This is a genomic window from Halobacillus sp. AWM4_238 (assembly GCF_056158265.1).
Genome location: NZ_JBSWSY010000002.1, coordinates 1,457,643 through 1,474,942, shown reverse-complemented (window position 1 = coordinate 1,474,942; position 17,300 = coordinate 1,457,643). Strand labels below are relative to the sequence as shown.

The 17,300-nt window shown below is 41.8% G+C and carries 18 protein-coding genes; 9 read left to right on the top strand and 9 right to left on the bottom strand.

All coding sequences use genetic code 11. The features are described 5' to 3' along the window. Positions 1-33 precede the first annotated feature (33 nt). On the bottom strand, positions 34-1,038 hold the full coding sequence (locus ACXACN_RS07630) for a FecCD family ABC transporter permease (RefSeq protein ID WP_474963529.1): 1,005 nt from the start codon (positions 1,036-1,038) through the stop codon (positions 34-36). After that, positions 1,035-2,069, bottom strand: coding sequence for a FecCD family ABC transporter permease (locus ACXACN_RS07625; protein WP_474963528.1), 1,035 nt, complete (start codon positions 2,067-2,069; stop codon positions 1,035-1,037). Before ACXACN_RS07625 ends, ACXACN_RS07630 begins: the two co-directional genes overlap by 4 nt. Positions 2,070-2,265: 196 nt before the next feature. Between ACXACN_RS07625 and ACXACN_RS07620 the strand changes: the two genes are divergently transcribed. From ACXACN_RS07620 to ACXACN_RS07595, 6 genes are all read left to right on the top strand, one after another. After that, entirely contained in the window at positions 2,266-3,255 is a 990-nt protein-coding gene (locus ACXACN_RS07620; RefSeq protein WP_474963526.1) for an ABC transporter substrate-binding protein, read from the top strand. A gap of 723 nt (positions 3,256-3,978) precedes the next feature. Beyond that, the gene (locus tag ACXACN_RS07615; protein WP_474963525.1) at positions 3,979-4,803 is read left to right on the top strand and encodes a DUF4037 domain-containing protein; all 825 of its coding nucleotides are present in this window, start codon (positions 3,979-3,981) and stop codon (positions 4,801-4,803) included. A 125-nt stretch (positions 4,804-4,928) separates the two neighbouring features. Beyond that, on the top strand, positions 4,929-5,357 hold the full coding sequence (locus ACXACN_RS07610; RefSeq protein ID WP_474963524.1) for a hypothetical protein: 429 nt from the start codon (positions 4,929-4,931) through the stop codon (positions 5,355-5,357). 201 nt (positions 5,358-5,558) lie between these two features. Then, entirely contained in the window at positions 5,559-6,659 is a 1,101-nt protein-coding gene (locus ACXACN_RS07605) for an NADH:flavin oxidoreductase (protein ID WP_474963522.1), read from the top strand. Between the two features lie 200 nt (positions 6,660-6,859). After that, entirely contained in the window at positions 6,860-7,168 is a 309-nt protein-coding gene (locus ACXACN_RS07600) for an ArsR/SmtB family transcription factor (protein ID WP_474963521.1), read from the top strand. Between the two features lie 73 nt (positions 7,169-7,241). Then, a complete protein-coding gene (locus ACXACN_RS07595; RefSeq protein ID WP_474963520.1) occupies positions 7,242-8,021 on the top strand; it encodes an SDR family NAD(P)-dependent oxidoreductase in 780 nt (259 codons plus the stop codon). 417 nt (positions 8,022-8,438) lie between these two features. Here ACXACN_RS07595 and ACXACN_RS07590 read toward each other — a convergent pair whose 3' ends face one another. From ACXACN_RS07590 to ACXACN_RS07570, 5 genes are read right to left on the bottom strand one after another with little or no spacing between them, the layout of a single operon-like run. Next, positions 8,439-8,693, bottom strand: coding sequence for a hypothetical protein (locus ACXACN_RS07590; RefSeq protein WP_474963518.1), 255 nt, complete (start codon positions 8,691-8,693; stop codon positions 8,439-8,441). Positions 8,694-8,711: 18 nt separating this feature from the next. Next, entirely contained in the window at positions 8,712-9,284 is a 573-nt protein-coding gene (locus ACXACN_RS07585; protein ID WP_474963516.1) for an HMA2 domain-containing protein, read from the bottom strand. A gap of 5 nt (positions 9,285-9,289) precedes the next feature. Beyond that, positions 9,290-11,359, bottom strand: a complete 2,070-nt coding sequence (locus ACXACN_RS07580; protein ID WP_474809367.1) for a heavy metal translocating P-type ATPase — start codon at positions 11,357-11,359, stop codon at positions 9,290-9,292. Beyond that, positions 11,356-11,889, bottom strand: a complete 534-nt coding sequence (locus tag ACXACN_RS07575) for an HMA2 domain-containing protein (protein WP_474809365.1) — start codon at positions 11,887-11,889, stop codon at positions 11,356-11,358. Before ACXACN_RS07575 ends, ACXACN_RS07580 begins: the two co-directional genes overlap by 4 nt. Then, positions 11,886-12,215, bottom strand: a complete 330-nt coding sequence (locus ACXACN_RS07570; protein ID WP_474809363.1) for an HMA2 domain-containing protein — start codon at positions 12,213-12,215, stop codon at positions 11,886-11,888. Before ACXACN_RS07570 ends, ACXACN_RS07575 begins: the two co-directional genes overlap by 4 nt. Before the next feature lie 358 nt (positions 12,216-12,573). Between ACXACN_RS07570 and merR the strand changes: the two genes are divergently transcribed. From merR to merA, 3 genes are read left to right on the top strand one after another with little or no spacing between them, the layout of a single operon-like run. Further along, positions 12,574-12,996, top strand: coding sequence for an Hg(II)-responsive transcriptional regulator (gene merR, locus ACXACN_RS07565; protein ID WP_474963515.1), 423 nt, complete (start codon positions 12,574-12,576; stop codon positions 12,994-12,996). Next, positions 12,968-13,210 carry a mercury resistance system transport protein MerF gene (merF, locus tag ACXACN_RS07560; protein ID WP_474963513.1) on the top strand — a complete coding sequence of 81 codons (243 nt, stop codon included), beginning with the start codon at positions 12,968-12,970 and terminating at the stop codon, positions 13,208-13,210. The genes merR and merF overlap by 29 nt, the downstream gene beginning before the upstream one ends. A 17-nt stretch (positions 13,211-13,227) precedes the next feature. Continuing rightward, positions 13,228-14,871, top strand: coding sequence for a mercury(II) reductase (gene merA, locus ACXACN_RS07555; RefSeq protein ID WP_474963512.1), 1,644 nt, complete (start codon positions 13,228-13,230; stop codon positions 14,869-14,871). A 261-nt stretch (positions 14,872-15,132) separates the two neighbouring features. Here the strand turns inward: merA and ACXACN_RS07550 are convergent, their stop codons facing one another. Beyond that, on the bottom strand, positions 15,133-15,324 hold the full coding sequence (locus tag ACXACN_RS07550) for a hypothetical protein (RefSeq protein WP_474963510.1): 192 nt from the start codon (positions 15,322-15,324) through the stop codon (positions 15,133-15,135). 327 nt (positions 15,325-15,651) lie between these two features. Next, positions 15,652-16,965, bottom strand: coding sequence for a voltage-gated chloride channel family protein (locus tag ACXACN_RS07545; RefSeq protein WP_474963509.1), 1,314 nt, complete (start codon positions 16,963-16,965; stop codon positions 15,652-15,654). Positions 16,966-17,300: the final 335 nt, after the last annotated feature.

Below are 17,300 nucleotides of genomic sequence, written 5' to 3'. Positions count from 1 at the left end.
CGGACCAACCGGCAGCTTCGGGGTAGTTATGGTTCATGATTTCAATAACAAGTAGATGAAGTAGGTCCCTCCGACGACGGAAACGACCAGCCCTACAGGTATTTCAGATGGAGCGAGCAGGTTTCTTCCGATGGTATCGGCAAGGAGTAGGAGCAGAGAGCCCATCAGCATCGTGATTGGCAGCAAAGCTCCATGCATAGGTCCGACCAATCTTCTTGCCAGGTGCGGAACGACGAGACCGATGAAGGCGATCCCTCCTCCTACGGAAACAGAAGCCCCGGCAAGGGCGACCGCAATGAACAAGAGGATGCGGCGTTCTTTTTCAACATTCGTTCCAAGACCAGCCGCCATGGAATCCCCTAAGTGGAGGGAATTCAACGTTCCCGCTTTCAACATGACGATTGGAAGGAGTATTACGAGCCAAGGTAGAAGAGCAAGCACATATGTCCAGTCCGTGCCTGAAATATTTCCTGACAGCCAAACGGTCGCACGCATGAAATCGTTCGGATCCATCTTTAATTGAAATACGATGATTAATGCTGAAAACGCACTATTTATCCCGATACCGACAAGAACCAGCCGCATTGGGGAGATCCCGTCACGCCATGAAATGGTATAAATCAAAATCGCGGCAACTGATGAACCGATCAAGGAAGCAAGCGGCATGAGAAAGACGGAAAAATCAGAGACTGCACCAGCGCTTCCCTGGAATAGGAAGATGTACAACACAATGGAGAACCCTGCTCCTGCATTGATTCCGATGATGCCAGGATCAGCGAGGTCATTTTGAGTGACACTCTGAAGGATCGCTCCTGAAACGGCCATTCCGGCTCCAATCAAAATGGCAATGACCATACGTGGCAGCCGGAAGGAAAATAGGACGAGTTCGTTTTGACCGTCTCCATTGCCGAGAAGGGTCCGGATGACCTCTCCGGGAGAAATATTCATAACACCTAAGTTCAAACTGATGAACAGCGTTGTGATGATGGCAAGCAGCAGAAAGCCGGCCAACATCCAGTTTTTTTTATCATTACTCATAGTCCACTCCTCCCATCATGTCGAGCTAGATAGAGGAAAAATGGCACACCGATCAAGGCTGTCACCGTTCCAACCGGTGTTTCAAAAGGTGGGTTAATCATGCGTGACGCGGTGTCGGCTACGACCAAGAGCAGGCCACCTAGAATAGCGGAACATGGGAGAATCGCCCGGTAATCAGATCCGACGAGAAAACGGGTGATATGGGGGATGACAAGTCCAATGAACCCGATGGTCCCGGCCACAGATACGGCTGCTCCTGTCAGAATAAGAACAACAAGCGTCCCGATTAGTTTTGTGATCCAGGTCTTCTGGCCAAGACCTGTCGCCACATCTTCTCCAAGGCTCAAGGTTGAAATTGACCGGCTCAGTAGCAAGGCAAGGATGATGCCAATGATGGTGACCGGAGCCAACAGTTGGACGTGCACCCATTGGATACTGGATAGCCCTCCGGCATACCAGAAACTAATATCTTTCGCGATATTGAAATGAATGGTGATGGCTGAAGAAACTGAAGTGAATAAAGCAGTCACCGCCGTTCCTGCAAGGGCGAGTTTGACAGGGGTGAGTCCGGTTTTAGAAATCGATCCGATGAAAAAGACGATCAACGTACCTAGTCCAGCTCCAGCGAAAGCCCACAGCATCATGATGACATTTGATGCAGAAGGCATAATGGCAAGCGCAATGGCCATTGTGAACATAGCGCCTGCTGTAACTCCCATAATGGAAGGAGAGGCGAGGGCGTTCCGTGTCATCCCTTGCATGATCGCTCCCGACATAGCAAGGCCTGCACCGATCAAGGCCGCTGCCAGAGCTCTGGGAATTCGAAGGTTCGCAATGATTTGATGGGACGAAATGGACCCGTCATATTCGGTTAAACTTTTCCAAATGGTATGTAGATCGATATCTGCTGCTCCATACATGATGGAAAGAATCATGGTCAAAATTAAAACGAGCAGACCGATGGTTAATATACCAACCGTCATAAAAGTCCGTCTATTCACTAGGGATGATTTCGTTGAACCGAGCGCCATTGCAGTCCCCTCCTTTATCTGTATATAGTAGAAAAATAGATTCATAGCTATAAATGAAAAACATTACCATTGTATTATACATCCGTCCATTGAGCAATAGAGTGGGCAATCGTCGTCACCTGGAATGAAAAAACAGTTGTCAACGATAATGATAATTGTTATCATTTAAAAGATAAAAGTACATAGGAGGAGTAGCATGAAAGGATACAAATGGTTTTACATAGCGATTGCTGTGTCAGCCCTGTTGTTTACAGCGGCATGCGGCAGTAGCGATGAAAATACAGATGCAGAAAAGGAAGATCAAACGGAAGAAACCAAGAGTGATAGTTCCAACGCAGAAAACGGCGAACGTACACTGACTGATGCTATGGGAAATGAAGTGACCATTCCAGAAAATCCAGAACGGGTCATCGCTTCTTATCTAGAAGACTATCTGGTCGCTCTAGATATTGAACCTGTCGCTCAGTGGTCTGTAAGTGATGGAGCATCCGTTCAAGGCTATCTGCAGGACTCTTTGAGAGACGTGCCGACGCTGCCTCATGATCTTCCACTTGAAACTGTCGCAAGTTTTGAGCCGGATTTATTATTGATGGACTCAGCCGGCATGGTTGAGGGGAACAAATACGAGCAATATTCTAAGATCGCACCGACGTATGTCGTTGGCGAAGCGGAAAACAATGACTGGAGAGAAGAGTTGAAGCGTGTAGGTGAAGTCTTTGGTAAAGAAGATGAAGCTGCCCAAGTGCTTGAAGATTATGAAGCCAAAGTAGAAGAAACAAAGGGACAAGTCCAGGAATCTATCGGTGACGATTCTGTAGCAGCGATCTGGCTGGTTGCGAATACTTTTTATGTAGTCAATGATCAACTGTCTGCAGGAGACGTCCTTTACAACGACTTGGAAGTTACAAAACCAAATGTTGTGAAGGAAATCGCTGATAAATCCACAGCCAACTGGTCTGAAATTTCTCTTGAAAAACTTGCAGAACTGGACGCTGACCACATCTTCCTCATCAACAGTGATGGAGAAGGCGCGGAGAAGCTTCAGGATGATATTTGGCAGAACATTCCTGCAGTCCAGGAAGGAAACATCTACGAATATAAGGCAGATGACACCAGCTGGTTGTACACAGGACCTATTGCAAACACGAAGATGATTGAAGATATTAATGAGCAGTTGGTGGAGTAACCCAACGGTTTGGATACTTCATTCATATAGTTCGGATGGATTGAGGTTCAGTACATTACCTTAAAGGAATGGCATAAGCCATTCCTTTATTTTCATCAAATTAAAAAATTGCGTTTCATCTGAATTTCGAAGAAACCTATCGTACAGCTCAAGACCTTAACGTTTTTTACCATCAATACTATAGATTAAGATTGAAAGAAGCCTGGGGCGTGTAGGTACACTCCAGGCTTCTTTTATTGATATTTTCATTTGGCTTCTCAGTTTTTCAGCTTGTGCCGCTGTTTCCTTAGGACGTTTGCGACTATGGAACATTGATGGTAAAGGATGAAAAAGGTTTACTGTCTTCGTTTTCAAAGGTTGGAAACGATTGGCCCCACTGCCGTAGAAAAGATAGTAAACGAATATCCTTTTGAAATTACAGAAATAACAGAGAGGCTGTTCAGTACACAGTTGGTACAAAGAAGAATGTCTTTAAAGAAATACTTGATCCTAGCTCGCTAGAATCGTTTGAAAAAATCAAATCATGTGACAAAAAGGTTTATTTCCATTACTTTTCAGATGGAGATGGTGCTAGAATTGTATGGTGGGATGGAGAGTTTAAAAGAAATCTTACCTATTTACAACCTCCTGAATACTAGACAGAGAAGAATCTAAAAGAATCCTAAGAAGATTGTATGAACAAATTGAAAAATGATAATCAAACGTTAATTTTGGAGGGCAAAAATGGATTTATTTCAACAATCAAAAGATATGGCGGCTGTGTACAAGCAAAACCCAAAAATCAAAGCTATTCTTCTTGCTGGTTCTGTATCTAAAAACCTTCAAGATGAACATTCAGACATTGAATTACATATTTTATGGTCGAGTACCCCAACGGATCAAGAGCGACAGGGTCCCATACAGCAAATCAATGGCACCATCCTTTCTTATCATCCTTACGAAGATGAAGAGTGGTCGGAGGCATATCTAACTCAGGATGGCGTTAAATTTGAGATCAGCAGCTTTTTAGTTGAAACCGTAGATCGGTTCATTTCCGATGTGGTTGAGAAACACAAAATAGATTATTACAAACAATGTATCTTGTCTTCTATTCATGATGGTGTCTCTTTGTTCGGGGAAGAGAAGGTGGCCGAATTGAAAAATAGGGTGGCTACCTACCCTTTAGAACTTTCTCATCACATGATTACTGAAAATCTTTGGTTGAGCAATCGTTGGAATAACCGTAAAGCACTATTAAAACGTCAGGATTGGTTGATGCTCTATGATGTCATTTGTGGAGTGCAAAAGAAATTGCTTGGAGTTTTATTTGGCATAAACCGTATGTACATCCATCACCCTGTATTTAAATGGATGCAGGATAGTATTGAACATATGGAGATTAAACCAGAAAATTTCCATCGTCGAATGAGTCATCTATTGCTTGGCGATCCGGAAAAAGGTGTCAAAGAGTTAGAGGGATTAATTGAAGAGATTATGAGGTTGGTTGAACAATACCACCCTGAAGTGGACATCACTGAACAGAAGAAAAATATAGGATATGTTAAATAACTGGGGACCAGGATAACCCTTTTGAAATCAAGTGGAAGCGATTGTTCGAGGAGGACAACGCTTTTTTGTTTGACTCGTAACGTTTACGCTTGTAAATACGACCCATTGAATAAAGGGGGAGGAAGATGAAGAAATATCTTTTTGTATTCCTCGTACTTTTAAGCGTTACGTTGATGAGTTGTTCACAAAATAAGATGCCTGGAGAAAAGCCTCCGAAAGTAAATATACTCACGGAATATGGAAATGATGAGGCCGTCCTGGGTACGTATTGTTGGAATGGGACTTGTGTGGACACAGCCGGTACGCTTGAACTTTTGAGTGGAACAGAACCGATCCGAGTGCACCCTGGTGAAAAAATATCTCTAGAGATGAATGAGGAACCAAAGCCGAATAAATTTCATCTCATCCAGGTTAGTGAAGGCCAGGAAAAGGAAGTCCTGCTCGAGAAAAACAGCTTTATTGCACCGACAGAAAAAGGCACCTATTATTATTCGTATGGTGTATGGTGGTTGGATGAAAAAGAGGAGAACATATCTCACGGAGATGCCTTTTAAGCTTTTGCTTTAGAAGTCATGTAGTCTTTTATTGCACTAACGCCAAAAGGGCATTAGTTAAAGGATATGTTCAAAAATATCCTGCATCCAAGTTTTAAACAAACACGGCGATGATTCAATGTGTTGGATCGAAACAGATTTCTTTCGTTTCCTTCTTTCATCTGTGATAATGACATACATCGTTGAAAAGGAGGCAGAACAATGACAAACCAAACAACAACGAAACCTTTATTTAAAACCTTTACTAGTGACAAATTAAATCTTCCGAACCGTACCGTCATGGCACCGATGACACGTGGGTTCTCACCTGGAAATATTCCGAATGAGGAAGTGGCGGCTTATTACCGTAGACGTGCTGAGAATGAAGTCGGGTTGATGATTACAGAAGGAACAGGGATTGATCATCCAGCTTCTGTATCTGGTGCGAATATTCCTGTGTTTCATGGAGAGAAGGCGTTGAATGGCTGGGCTAATGTCGTAAAAGAAGTCCACGAGGCCGGCGGTAAAATAGCCCCTCAGCTATGGCATGTAGGAATGACTCGCAGCAAAGGGGATCTTCCGAATGAAGAGGCAAGCCCAGTGGGCCCATCAGGCCTTAGCCTGGATGGGGAGAAAGTGAACGAACCATTATCTACAGAAGAAGTCGAGGCGTTGGTGGAATCCTATGCCAAAGCAGCAAGTGATGCGAAGCGGCTCGGCTTTGATGCGATTGAAATCCACGGAGCTCATGGCTACTTGATCGACCAGTTTTTCTGGGAAAACACGAATAAACGTACCGACCGTTATGGCGGCGATTTCGTTCAGCGTACACAGTTTGCTGTAGAGATCGTTGAAGCATGCCGTCGTGAAGTTGGGGAAGACTTTCCAATCATCTTCCGTTTCTCGCAATGGAAGATGAATGATTTCGAAGCGAAATTGGTCAACACTCCTGATGAGTTGGAACGCTTCATTCAGCCGCTTGTTGAAGCCGGCGTAGACCTTTTCCACTGCTCCACGCGCAGGTTCTGGGAGCCAGAGTTTGAGGGTTCTGAGTTAAACCTTGCTGGCTGGACGAAGAAGTTGTCTGGCAAGCCTGTAATTTCTGTTGGTTCTGTCGGTCTTGATGGGGTCTTTACGGACTTCTCTGGTGCCGGTACAACAAGTCTTGACGGTTTAGTGGAAAAATTGGATCAAGAAGAGTTCGACCTCGTTGCTATCGGCCGTTCGTTGTTAATGGATCCTGAATGGGTGAAGAAAGTCCATGAAGGTAGAGCGGATGACTTGTTAGCGTTTAATAAAGAAGCGCTGCAAAAATTGTATTAATAGTAATTTTCCAATACAGACGCCCTTCGATCAGGGCGTCTTTTTTGTCTTCCATTATAAAAACTTGCTAAAGGAAAGTATCGATCAGATGTGAATTCTTACTTTTCCTCTATCGCCACAATGAGTTGACAGGTATCCTTTGTTCGTTTATGATTCTGTTAGTTTAAACATTTAAACATAGTAGAAAGAAGGAAACGGTTATGGATAATACAAAGGCTCTAGCGTTACTAAATGAATGTACACCGCTTTTTTATGCGCTTGGCGATCAGGCTCGGCAAGAAATCATTATGACGTTAGCTCAAGAGGACCGACTAACCACGAACGAAATCAGTGACCGATCCCATCTTTCCAGACCTGCCATCTCTCATCATTTGAAAATATTAAGAGAGCAGCAGATCGTCACTTTTGAGAAGATTGGAACGAAACGCTATTATTCATTATCAATAAAAGATAGCATTGAACTGTTGAAAGCATTGACGAAAGAAGTAGAAAAAGTTTGCGATCTTTGAGGAGATCGTTTCTTTTATATTCAATATGTTTAAAAGTTTAAACTAATAAACCTATAATGTGAGGAAGATGGAAATGAAACAAACTGTTTTAATTACGGGAGCATCATCTGGTATTGGAAAAGAGTACGCATATGCCTATGCAGCGAAAGGGTACGATGTGATTTTAGTAGCTCGATCCTTAGATAAACTCCAGAAGATCCAGCATGAAATCAGGCATGACTACAAGGTTGAGGCGCATGTGTTCGGAAAGGATTTGAGTGAAGAATGGGCAGCTGAGGATGTGTACAGACAGATCAAATCCAATGGGCAGGAGGTGGATGTTCTCATTAACAACGCAGGAATGGGGACAACCGGGAGGCTGCATGAACAAACTAAGGAACGGAATCATCAACAGGTCATGCTGAATGTAAATGCTGTCGTTAATTTAACACAACTGGTTCTACAGGATATGGTTCAAAAAAATAAAGGAACGATTATCAATGTCGCTTCGATGGCGTCGTTTCAACCGATTCCGTACATGTCGATTTACGCAGCGTCTAAAGCGTTTTTACTTTCTTTCACAGAGGGGTTGCATGAAGAGTATAAGGATCTGGGAATTCACATCATGGCCGTCTGTCCAGGGAATACGCAAACGAGCTTTTTTGAAAATGCACCAGATTCGATCAAGGTAGGGAACATGCGAACGTCGAAGCAAGTCGTGTACACAAGCATGAAAGGGATCAAGAAGGGGAGAAGCTACGTTATTGACGGTACATCCAACATCATAACTTCGTTGCTGCCACGATTTCTTCCCCGTGGTTTAGTAGCCAAGATCAGTAAAAACCTAATGAAAAAGAGTATGTTTTCCAGTTAGGATTGCAGCATGTGAATATGGTACAGGGTTGAGATTGGGATTATAGGGTGGAAGGTACAAGGATAATTATTCTTGTACTGATCAAAGGATTTATAACAGATATCGTTTTTTTCGTTATAGTTTTGTTCATAAAGCTGCCCTTCATTTATCTCGATTAAAATTCTTCCTTTAAAGGGGGCGGTTCTCAAATAGAGGAATCGCTTTCTTTTTTATGTGTTGAGCAGGATTCAGGAAGGATTTGTTTCTAGAAAATACGACTATCATTTAGTGGAGATAAATGGACACATCATCTTTTGAGCCTGAGAGGTACAATCGTATGGGCATCTTTACAATAGGAAAAGCATCCATCACATAAAAAAAAGAGTATCAAATGAAAATGCAATTTGATACTCAACATGATCTAAGGATTACTTAGGGTTACATATTACCATTCACTTTTTTCTCAGCGATCAGGTCTTCCAGACGTTCTTTTTGTGCTATGAGGTCTTCTACTGTTAGGTCCTGTTTTGGTAGAGATTGTTGCAGAGATTGTAAACCATTAGCAACTGGCGCAACTGGGTTTTGTATTAACTGTGCTAGCTGCCCTTGATTTTGCTCATAGATGCGATAACCAACAGCACCAACAACTGTTCCTGAAACAAATCCATATAAGAAATCTCTGTTCATAACCATTTTCACTCCTCCAATTTTTTATAAAAGTGCTCTGCTTTTATTCGCGTCATTAATTAATTCCAGTATGTTTACAGCCCATGTTAACGTGGCTACATGTAGAATGTTTCCAGAGCCTAAAGAGAGCATACTGGCGATGCCAGTAATGACATCCGGGTGTCTGAGTTTGTTCTGACCGTGAGAAAGAACCGTATACGCAGTAGATATGACGACGGCATAATCAAGTAAACCTGGAACTTTTAATGATGATTTGCGTAAGTAAGCAGCTAATAAGAGAAAGCCAGTTACTAAAGAACGCAAGAAATTCTTTCTGAGATCAGGTGTGATGTTCATCATGATGTTATCCCATGGATCAAATGTCGTTTGCTTAAAAAACAAATTGATAAACCTAAGGATGTTCTTACGGTTTATGTGCTCTTGATCATAGTTTACAACCATGGATTGAATAAATGGTTCGATACGAACGGATTGAATTCCTTTAATCGATGTGAAAAGCTGTTTGATTTCTTGATAATCCTTCTTATCATATAGGGCGGGTATGATTAAGCGGAGTCGACCAGGGATTTCATGGGCGATGGAGAAGGTGGCTTCCATTGAACTCACTCCTCTTTTAAAAGTAGTTTCGTACTGTTTAACAACACGCCGATCGTAGCTGCATTGTGAATCGCTGCACCTGCAATGGGAGCAATCACCCCGAAGGCTCCAAGCAGAATCGCCAAGCTGTTCACGGCAATCGTAATAGAGAAATTTTGATGGATGGTTTTCATGGTATTTCTGGATAATTCAACGACTTCAGTAAGGATCATTGGGTTGTCGGATGTGATGACTAAATCGCTTGCTTCAACCGCAATATCCGTGCGTTTTCCTCCCATGGTTGCACCTAAGGCTGCATAAGCAAGTGCAGGGGCATCATTAATACCATCACCTACCATCATGACCGTGTTCCCGGCTGCTTTGTAATCTCTCACGTACTTTGCTTTCTCATGAGGGAGGACTTCAGCGTAATAGTTATCAAGTTGAAGCTTCTCATAAACCTCATGGGCTACTTGTTCTTTATCGCCTGTAATCATGACCACTTCATCAACCCCCAGTCTACGAAGCTGGTTGATGGTGTGCTTCATGCCTTCCCGAATCGCATCCTCAATCACAATAACTCCCGCCATTTGACCATCGATTGCGACGTAAACCACATTGCTTGTGTTTGGTAGCTGATCGATGCAATTCAGCCCTTCGGTTTCCACATTATGACTTAGTATCAGCTTCATGTTTCCAATCAATACATCTTTCGTTTCTATGGTCGCTTTAACACCATGACCAACGATTTGTTCAATTTTGTCATGATCGTGTTCAGGGAGCTGGAGGTTCCAATCATTTGCTAACGTCACCATAGCTTCAGCAATAGGGTGAGAGGAATGTTCTTCAGCAGAGGCTACATATCTGAGTAATTCGCTTTCTGAATATCCGTTGTAAGGAATGATTTGTTTTACAACGGGCTGCCCCTTTGTAATCGTGCCTGTCTTATCTAATATTACAGTATTAATCTTGGATAGTGTTTCGACGTACTCTCCGCCTTTAATGAGTGCACCTTTCTTTGCAGCACTCCCAATAGATGCAGAAATGGCAGTTGCTGTAGAAAGTTTAATGCCACATACGAAATCGATCACGAGCATGTTTAAGACGCGATCCCAGCTTCTGGTTGTCAAATAGATGAAAGCTGCAAGCACGAACGAAACGGGTACAAGACGTTCTGATAGTTGGTCTGCGTAAGACTGGATAGGTGCTTTTTTCTGCTGGGCATCTTCAATTAATCGAACGATACGTGAGACAGCTGTTTCATTGCCTACATGTTCGACTTTTATATGAAGATTCCCTGAATGAACAATTGATCCGGCAAACACATTTTGATGCCGGCCGAGGTCTTTTGGAATGTACTCACCAGTAATAGAAGATTCATCGACGCTTGCACAACCACTCATGACGGTTCCATCTGCACAAATTTTTTCACCTTCAAAGACAACAATTTGATCGCCTTTGTTGATATCATGAATGGATACTTTCTTCTCTACTCCCTGACGATCAACTTTCCAAACGTATGAGACATCCAAATTCATCATGTCTCGAACATAATTCTTCGTTCGATTCGCTGTCATTTCCGTAATCATTTCACTAAAGGTGGACATGAACAAAATGACAAGTGCTGATCGCGGATTTCCTTTGAGTAATGAAGCGAAAATGGCCGCTGTACTTAATGTATCAGCATTGGGCTTTCTAAATTCAAACAATGGTTTTGTGCCATTTGCAATAATATTTCTAGAAGCATACAAACTGAGCAGAGTCCCTGGCCGTAATAATAGATTCAGACCGCTGAAATACTTAGTGGGAAATAAAAAATCAACCAGGAAGGCTGTTAAACTAATCCCCAGCTCTCGTTTATAATTGACCTTCGCTTCATCCCTCTGTTTCATATCATGAAGCATACGAACGATGTCACGGGCGGAAATAGTTAATTCATGATGAATGAGGACAGTATTTATTTTTGGTGTACATACCGCAGAATACACGCCGGGAATGGAACGGATCATAGCTTCTAAGTAGCTTGATTTTTGTTCGTCGTCAAGATGAAGACGAGTTCTTCCAGGGGTGTTATGAAGAATTTGGATGTTGCTCACAACCTGTCATCGCCCTCCTTTGTCAAGATTGCATATGCCCAGTAAAGCAGGCTGCTAGCAAATGCTGGATTCGTTGTGAATGTGGTTGCCCCTTTAAAAACTAATCCGACAATCATCAACGATTCGAAATCAGCCTTCCCACCCGTTTGTTTTTTTATTAGATGATTAATGGAATTGACTCCCTTTCGCATCGATTTTTTCATTTTTGCATCTAAATAAGGGTACGTTTCCGTAGATGTTGTCACGGCTGATTGAACGATTTCATCAAATTGTTCAGAGGTAAGAGATTCAACAGTAAATTCAAGGAGTAAGCTCCCGGTTATGCCTGAGGCACTTACGTGGCGTACGATAGGATATTTGGAAAAATTCTCTTCAAGAGCTCTTGCGATTTGTTCTTCCTGCCAGTTCGGACTCCGTAGTCGTACTCTCCCAGGCATGGCGTGTACGACTTGTACCTGTTGATCCTTTAACTGCTTCATCAAACGAGGTGCAACAAGAGAAGCGCTTAAACCAATCATTGACTGAATCATAACTTTGTAACCTCTTTTGAAATGACATCATTATGAATTTGCTGAACCGTATGAAACCAATCTTCCATTTGTTCTTCCGTAACGTTTGGATCGCTATGATACTCGACTAAAAGTGTACCGGTTTCGGGTGTGTGCTTGACGGATTGAATGTGCACTTCCGTTTGCAGGATTGGCATTAACTGATTGATAATCTTCGAGTTTCCTGCCCAGTAGGGGGATGACAGCCTAACGCGACCTGGGATAAAATGGATGACTTTAATTTGATAACGAGACAACATTTTTTTAATGCGTCTTAGAAAGATGGCTTGTTTCACTTTTGACAGCATGGCAAACTCCTTTACATAAAACGGACATCCTCAACAATAGATGAAAATGCACCTCTATAAAAACACAGTCTATCCTAATTAACTACATTTTATTTGTAGAAAAATGGAAAACTTAAAGTGTTTATTCCATATATCACTTAATCAGTACATTGAAATCAAGTCTTTTTGTGGGACGGTCTCAAACAGAGGTATGGTTTCCTAATGTGTAGGGAAGGATTACCGGGAGTTTTTCGTCTGAATAATACGACCAATAATGAAGGGAGATGGATCTTGGGATCCTAAAAATAGATGACACCATTACTAATACTTGACCCTGTACCATGGTATAGGGTTTATAGTATGGATAGAGGTGATTCCCTTGGAGATAAAAATAAGCGAACTTGCTGAAATCTGTAACGTGAACAAAGAAACCATCCGCTACTATGAACGAAAATCATTAATGCCTAAACCAGATCGGAACAAATCAGGGTACCGCGTATATGGAGTGTCCACAGTAAAGCGCATCACTTTCATTAAGAAAATGCAGGATCTGGGCTTTTCATTAAGTGAAATCCACAAACTTTTAGGAGTCGTAGATAAGGATTCCGATCGATGTCAGGATATGTATCAATTTATTTCAGAAAAGCAGCAGGATGTAGAAAAGAAAATAAATGACTTGCAACACATACAAAAAGTTTTGAATGAATTAAAAACTTGCTGCCCCAATGAAAGAGATTTGTATTCTTGTCCAATTATAGAGAAGGTGCTTGAAGATGGAGGGGAGGAAAATCAGAAAAAATAAGTGGTTTATCGGGAGTGTTATTGGATTCTTCGTAACCCTCCTTTGCTGTACAACACCAATATTAGTTATCTTGTTAGGTTTGCTTGGGCTGGGAGCATGGGCAGGGTACTTGGATTACGTTTTAATTCCATTATTACTTGTATTTTTGATGCTTGCGTTAAGTACTTATAGGAAAAGAAAACGAACATCAACCGGTAAGGACTGCTGTTCTTAATGAAGGAGGAGATCTACATGAGAAAGATTCAGTTGAGTATTAAAGGAATGACATGTTCAAAATGTGAAGATCAAGTCCGACATATGCTAAAAAAAAGTGGTGCTGAGAACATTCATGCGAGTTACCAAAAAGGAAATGCTGTATTTCAAATACCGGAGGGTTATAAGGAAGGTCATATACAGGAAGCTCTGCAAAATACACCTTATCAACCAGGGGCACTGGTCCGGATACCTTCGGAAGATGAAGGAGAATCATTGGATGATGCCTATGATTACGACTTCTTAATTATCGGTTCCGGTGGAGCGGCCTTTTCTGCAGCCATCCAAGCATCTGGAAATGGATTACGAGTAGGGATGGTAGAAAAGGGGGAAGTCGGAGGCACCTGTGTAAATATTGGCTGTGTGCCCTCAAAAACTCTTCTTCAGGCTGGACACGTTCAATTTCAAACCGAGAATCAGCCATTCCAAGGTTTGAGGACTGCAGCAACTCAACCTAATATGGAGAAGCTGCAATATCAAAAAGAGAAGTTGGTCAATCAATTACGTAAAGAGAAGTATGAAGACCTGATTGAAGAATACGGACTTGATCTGATTCATGGAGAAGCTTACTTCCTTGATTCACACACGCTATCCATACAAGGAAGAAGGCTAACAGCCGCATCCTTTTTAATTGCAACTGGGGCTTCTCCTTACGTACCAGATATTCCTGGGCTGAAGGATGTACCCTACTTAACAAGTACATCTGCTCTAGAACTGAAGGAATTACCCAAACAGCTCGTTATTATTGGATCTGGATACATCGCTTTGGAATTAGGCCAAATGTATCGCCATCTTGGAGCTGAGGTTACGATTTTGCAACGGAGCTCAAGGTTATTGAAACGTTATGATCCAGAGATCTCTGAGGTTGTTGAAGACATGTTAAAAGAAGAAGGCATCACCGTAATGAAAGAGGTCCGATATCAAAGAATCGAAGAAAAAAACGGTCGGAAATTTGTTCATTTGGAAGTGGGAGGGAATAAAAAGATCATGGAAGGTGATCAGCTTCTAGTTGCAGCAGGACGGAAGCCGAATTCCGAAAAGCTCCAAGCAAAGAACATCGGTTTAACATTGGGGGATTATGGTGAAGTCCTCACCAATGAGTATTTGGAGACAAACCTCCCTCATATCTATGCAGCTGGTGATGTAACCCTCAGCCCACAATTCGTCTATGTGGCTGCTCACCAAGGGGGCATCGTAGGAAATAACGTATCTAAATCATTCAAAAAAACGCAAAACTTGGAACATGTTCCTTCGGTGACATTTACAACACCATCCATTGCTTCTATTGGATGGACAGAAGACGAAGCCAAGCAAGCCGGTTATGATGTGAAGACGTCTGTGCTTCCATTGGAATCGGTTCCGAGAGCATTCGTTAACCATCATACCCAAGGTGTGTTCAAACTGATCATGGACACAAAAAACAATCAAATCATTGGGGCTCATGTGGTCTCTGAAAATGCTGGCGATGTCATATACGCAGCGACGTTAGCTGTGAAATTCAAATTAACTGCTGAAGATCTTCAGGAAACTATGGCTCCTTACCTAACGATGGCGGAAGGGTTGAAATTAGCCAGTTTGACGTTTGATAAAGATGTCTCAAAATTGTCCTGTTGTGCTGGTTAGATCAATGTTCACCGGAGCTTACGATGAATACCATGGTAAAGAACGTGGTTGGATATTTAAAAGAAAGTGAAGTCCTGTATAAAGACCGTTAGAAGACCATTACTTTGGCGATGATTTACGATCGTCCAAAGGGGAGGAACTGGCGCTTAGCGAGGTTGTGACCCGGTAAAGTGTCACAGGAAGCTGGTATTAGGGAGGGTGGATTGTACGGCTCCCTATTTGTTTCAACTAGTTCATTGAGAATCATTTGATTATTGAAATTTATGTAGGGACAGGAGTGATTGAATAGTATTTTTCAACCTTCCATTTATACTCATCTTTTGGAATAATACTGTTCAGTTTTTCTGCCGTATTTTCAGCTTTATTTAAAGTTGTGAAGACCTTATCTCTTAGGTCAATACTATCTTTAAGAACTTCTGTTTTACCATTGATTTCCCTCGTTAATCTGTACATTTTATACCCCTTTCTATATTGGTTGTATAATTTTTGTATAATATATTTATAATATTATCCTACTCTTTTATCAATAGGGTTTTTTTGAGTGTTTTTGTCAGTTGTTCATAGCGAAGTGTGACGAAAATTCATCCTATAGGGGGGGGGAGAAAAGAGAGAATCTGAAATCTTGAGGTGCAATCCCCATCATGAAAGAACAACAACACAATAACCAGCTTTCTGATGAGAACGTTGTTCTATGATCGGAGCTTTAAAATAGTTAAAAGAGGTGGATTGTCAGAGTCCACCTCTTTCTCTACGTTCTAATGAATGGACATTACCATTCCTCTAACTCTTGGTTTTTTTTCTCTTTTTTTCAACCTGTTCAATGGTATTCCCGATAACGATAGTATATAAATGACTTTTAGGTTGATAAATTTTTTGAGAAGGCCATAATCCATGGTGACCCGAGAAAATATAACTCACAATACACGCAATAAATAAGTACTCTGCTCCTTTTCCGTCAAACATCTCCATAGCCAAAAGGAATGCTGCTATAGGAGTATTCGCACCAGCACTAAAAGCAGCAATCATTCCCAGGGCAGCGAGAAACGAAAGGGGTAAACCCATGAAGTCATGTAAAGAGTTGCCTAATGTTGCTCCCATGAAGAATAGAGGAATCGCTTCTCCACCTACAAAGCCAGTGCCAAGCGTAATAGCTGTAAAAATAAGCTTTGCAAGAAAGGCAAAGGGAGGGACATCTTCTTTAAAGGACTGTTCAAGCATTTCTAATCCTCGACCGTTGTAGTCTTGGGAACCTAGGATCAGGGTTAAAATGACAATGATTACTCCTCCAACAAAGGCTCTTTTCATATGGTTTTTCTTGAAAACTTTTTCAGATAAGGTTTGTATGCTGTGTCTTAATTGGCAATATAAAATACTTAACAGGCTGAAAAGAATAGCGGCTAGGATTACTTTCGCGAATGTAGCTGGAGAAGCCTTAGGGATCGTTTGAATGATGAAATCTACGTGTTCAGCTCCTAAAGCGGATGTTGTTGTGTAATAGCCGATGAAACTAGCAACGAGGCAAGGGACAAGCGCTTCAAATTTCATTTTTCCTAAAACGGCCATTTCCATTCCGAAGATCGCGCCTGTTATGGGTGCTCCGAAAGCTGCACCAAACCCTGCGCTTATTCCACTCATCAAAAGGATTTTAGTGTCTGATTTATTCATCTTGAAAAACTCGTTAATGGCTTGAGCTACGCTGCTGCCCATTTGGATAGCTGCACCTTCTCTTCCTGTAGATCCCCCAAAGAAGACGGTCAAAAAAGTTCCAAAATAGACGATGGGGCCCATTCGCAACAAAACTTTTTTCTTTCCATGAACGCCTTCAATGACTAAATCATCTAATTCAGCCGCGTCATGCAGGGTGTGATTTACATAGGCTTTTCCGTAATGCATGTATAGATACCCGAGAATAATTCCGCCCAAGGGAAGAAAGAGGATGAGCCATCCGTTTTCTTCTCTTATTTCGCCTAAAAAGTCGTTCGTTTCTAGTAGGAAAGCCGTGCAGGCACCTACCATAAGTCCAATCAGACTTCCGAAAAATATCCAACGACTAAGGATTATAAAGAAGTTTCTATTTTTTAAGTGTTTCACCATTTCGCATTCCTCATTTTACACTTCCCGGTGTTTTATCATGCGTATCCACCGAAAGTTTAGAAACTGAAATCCAGCTCCCCTAAAAAAACTCTTCCAAAACGCCATGTATTGAAAGGAAGGTTTCATTGGAAACTTGTTTTCGTATTCACTCTATTTAGCTTGTCGAAGATATATAAATCCATGCATAGTCACCCATGATGATTAGAAATGTAAAGAATGGAGGCCACTCAATGGCAAAGTTATGTCATTGAACGGCCTCCAGTTTTTTTGTATGATCCCCTAACTGGTATAATTTTGCTGTAACTGGGTTGTTAGGCACAGTAGCAAAATCTTCA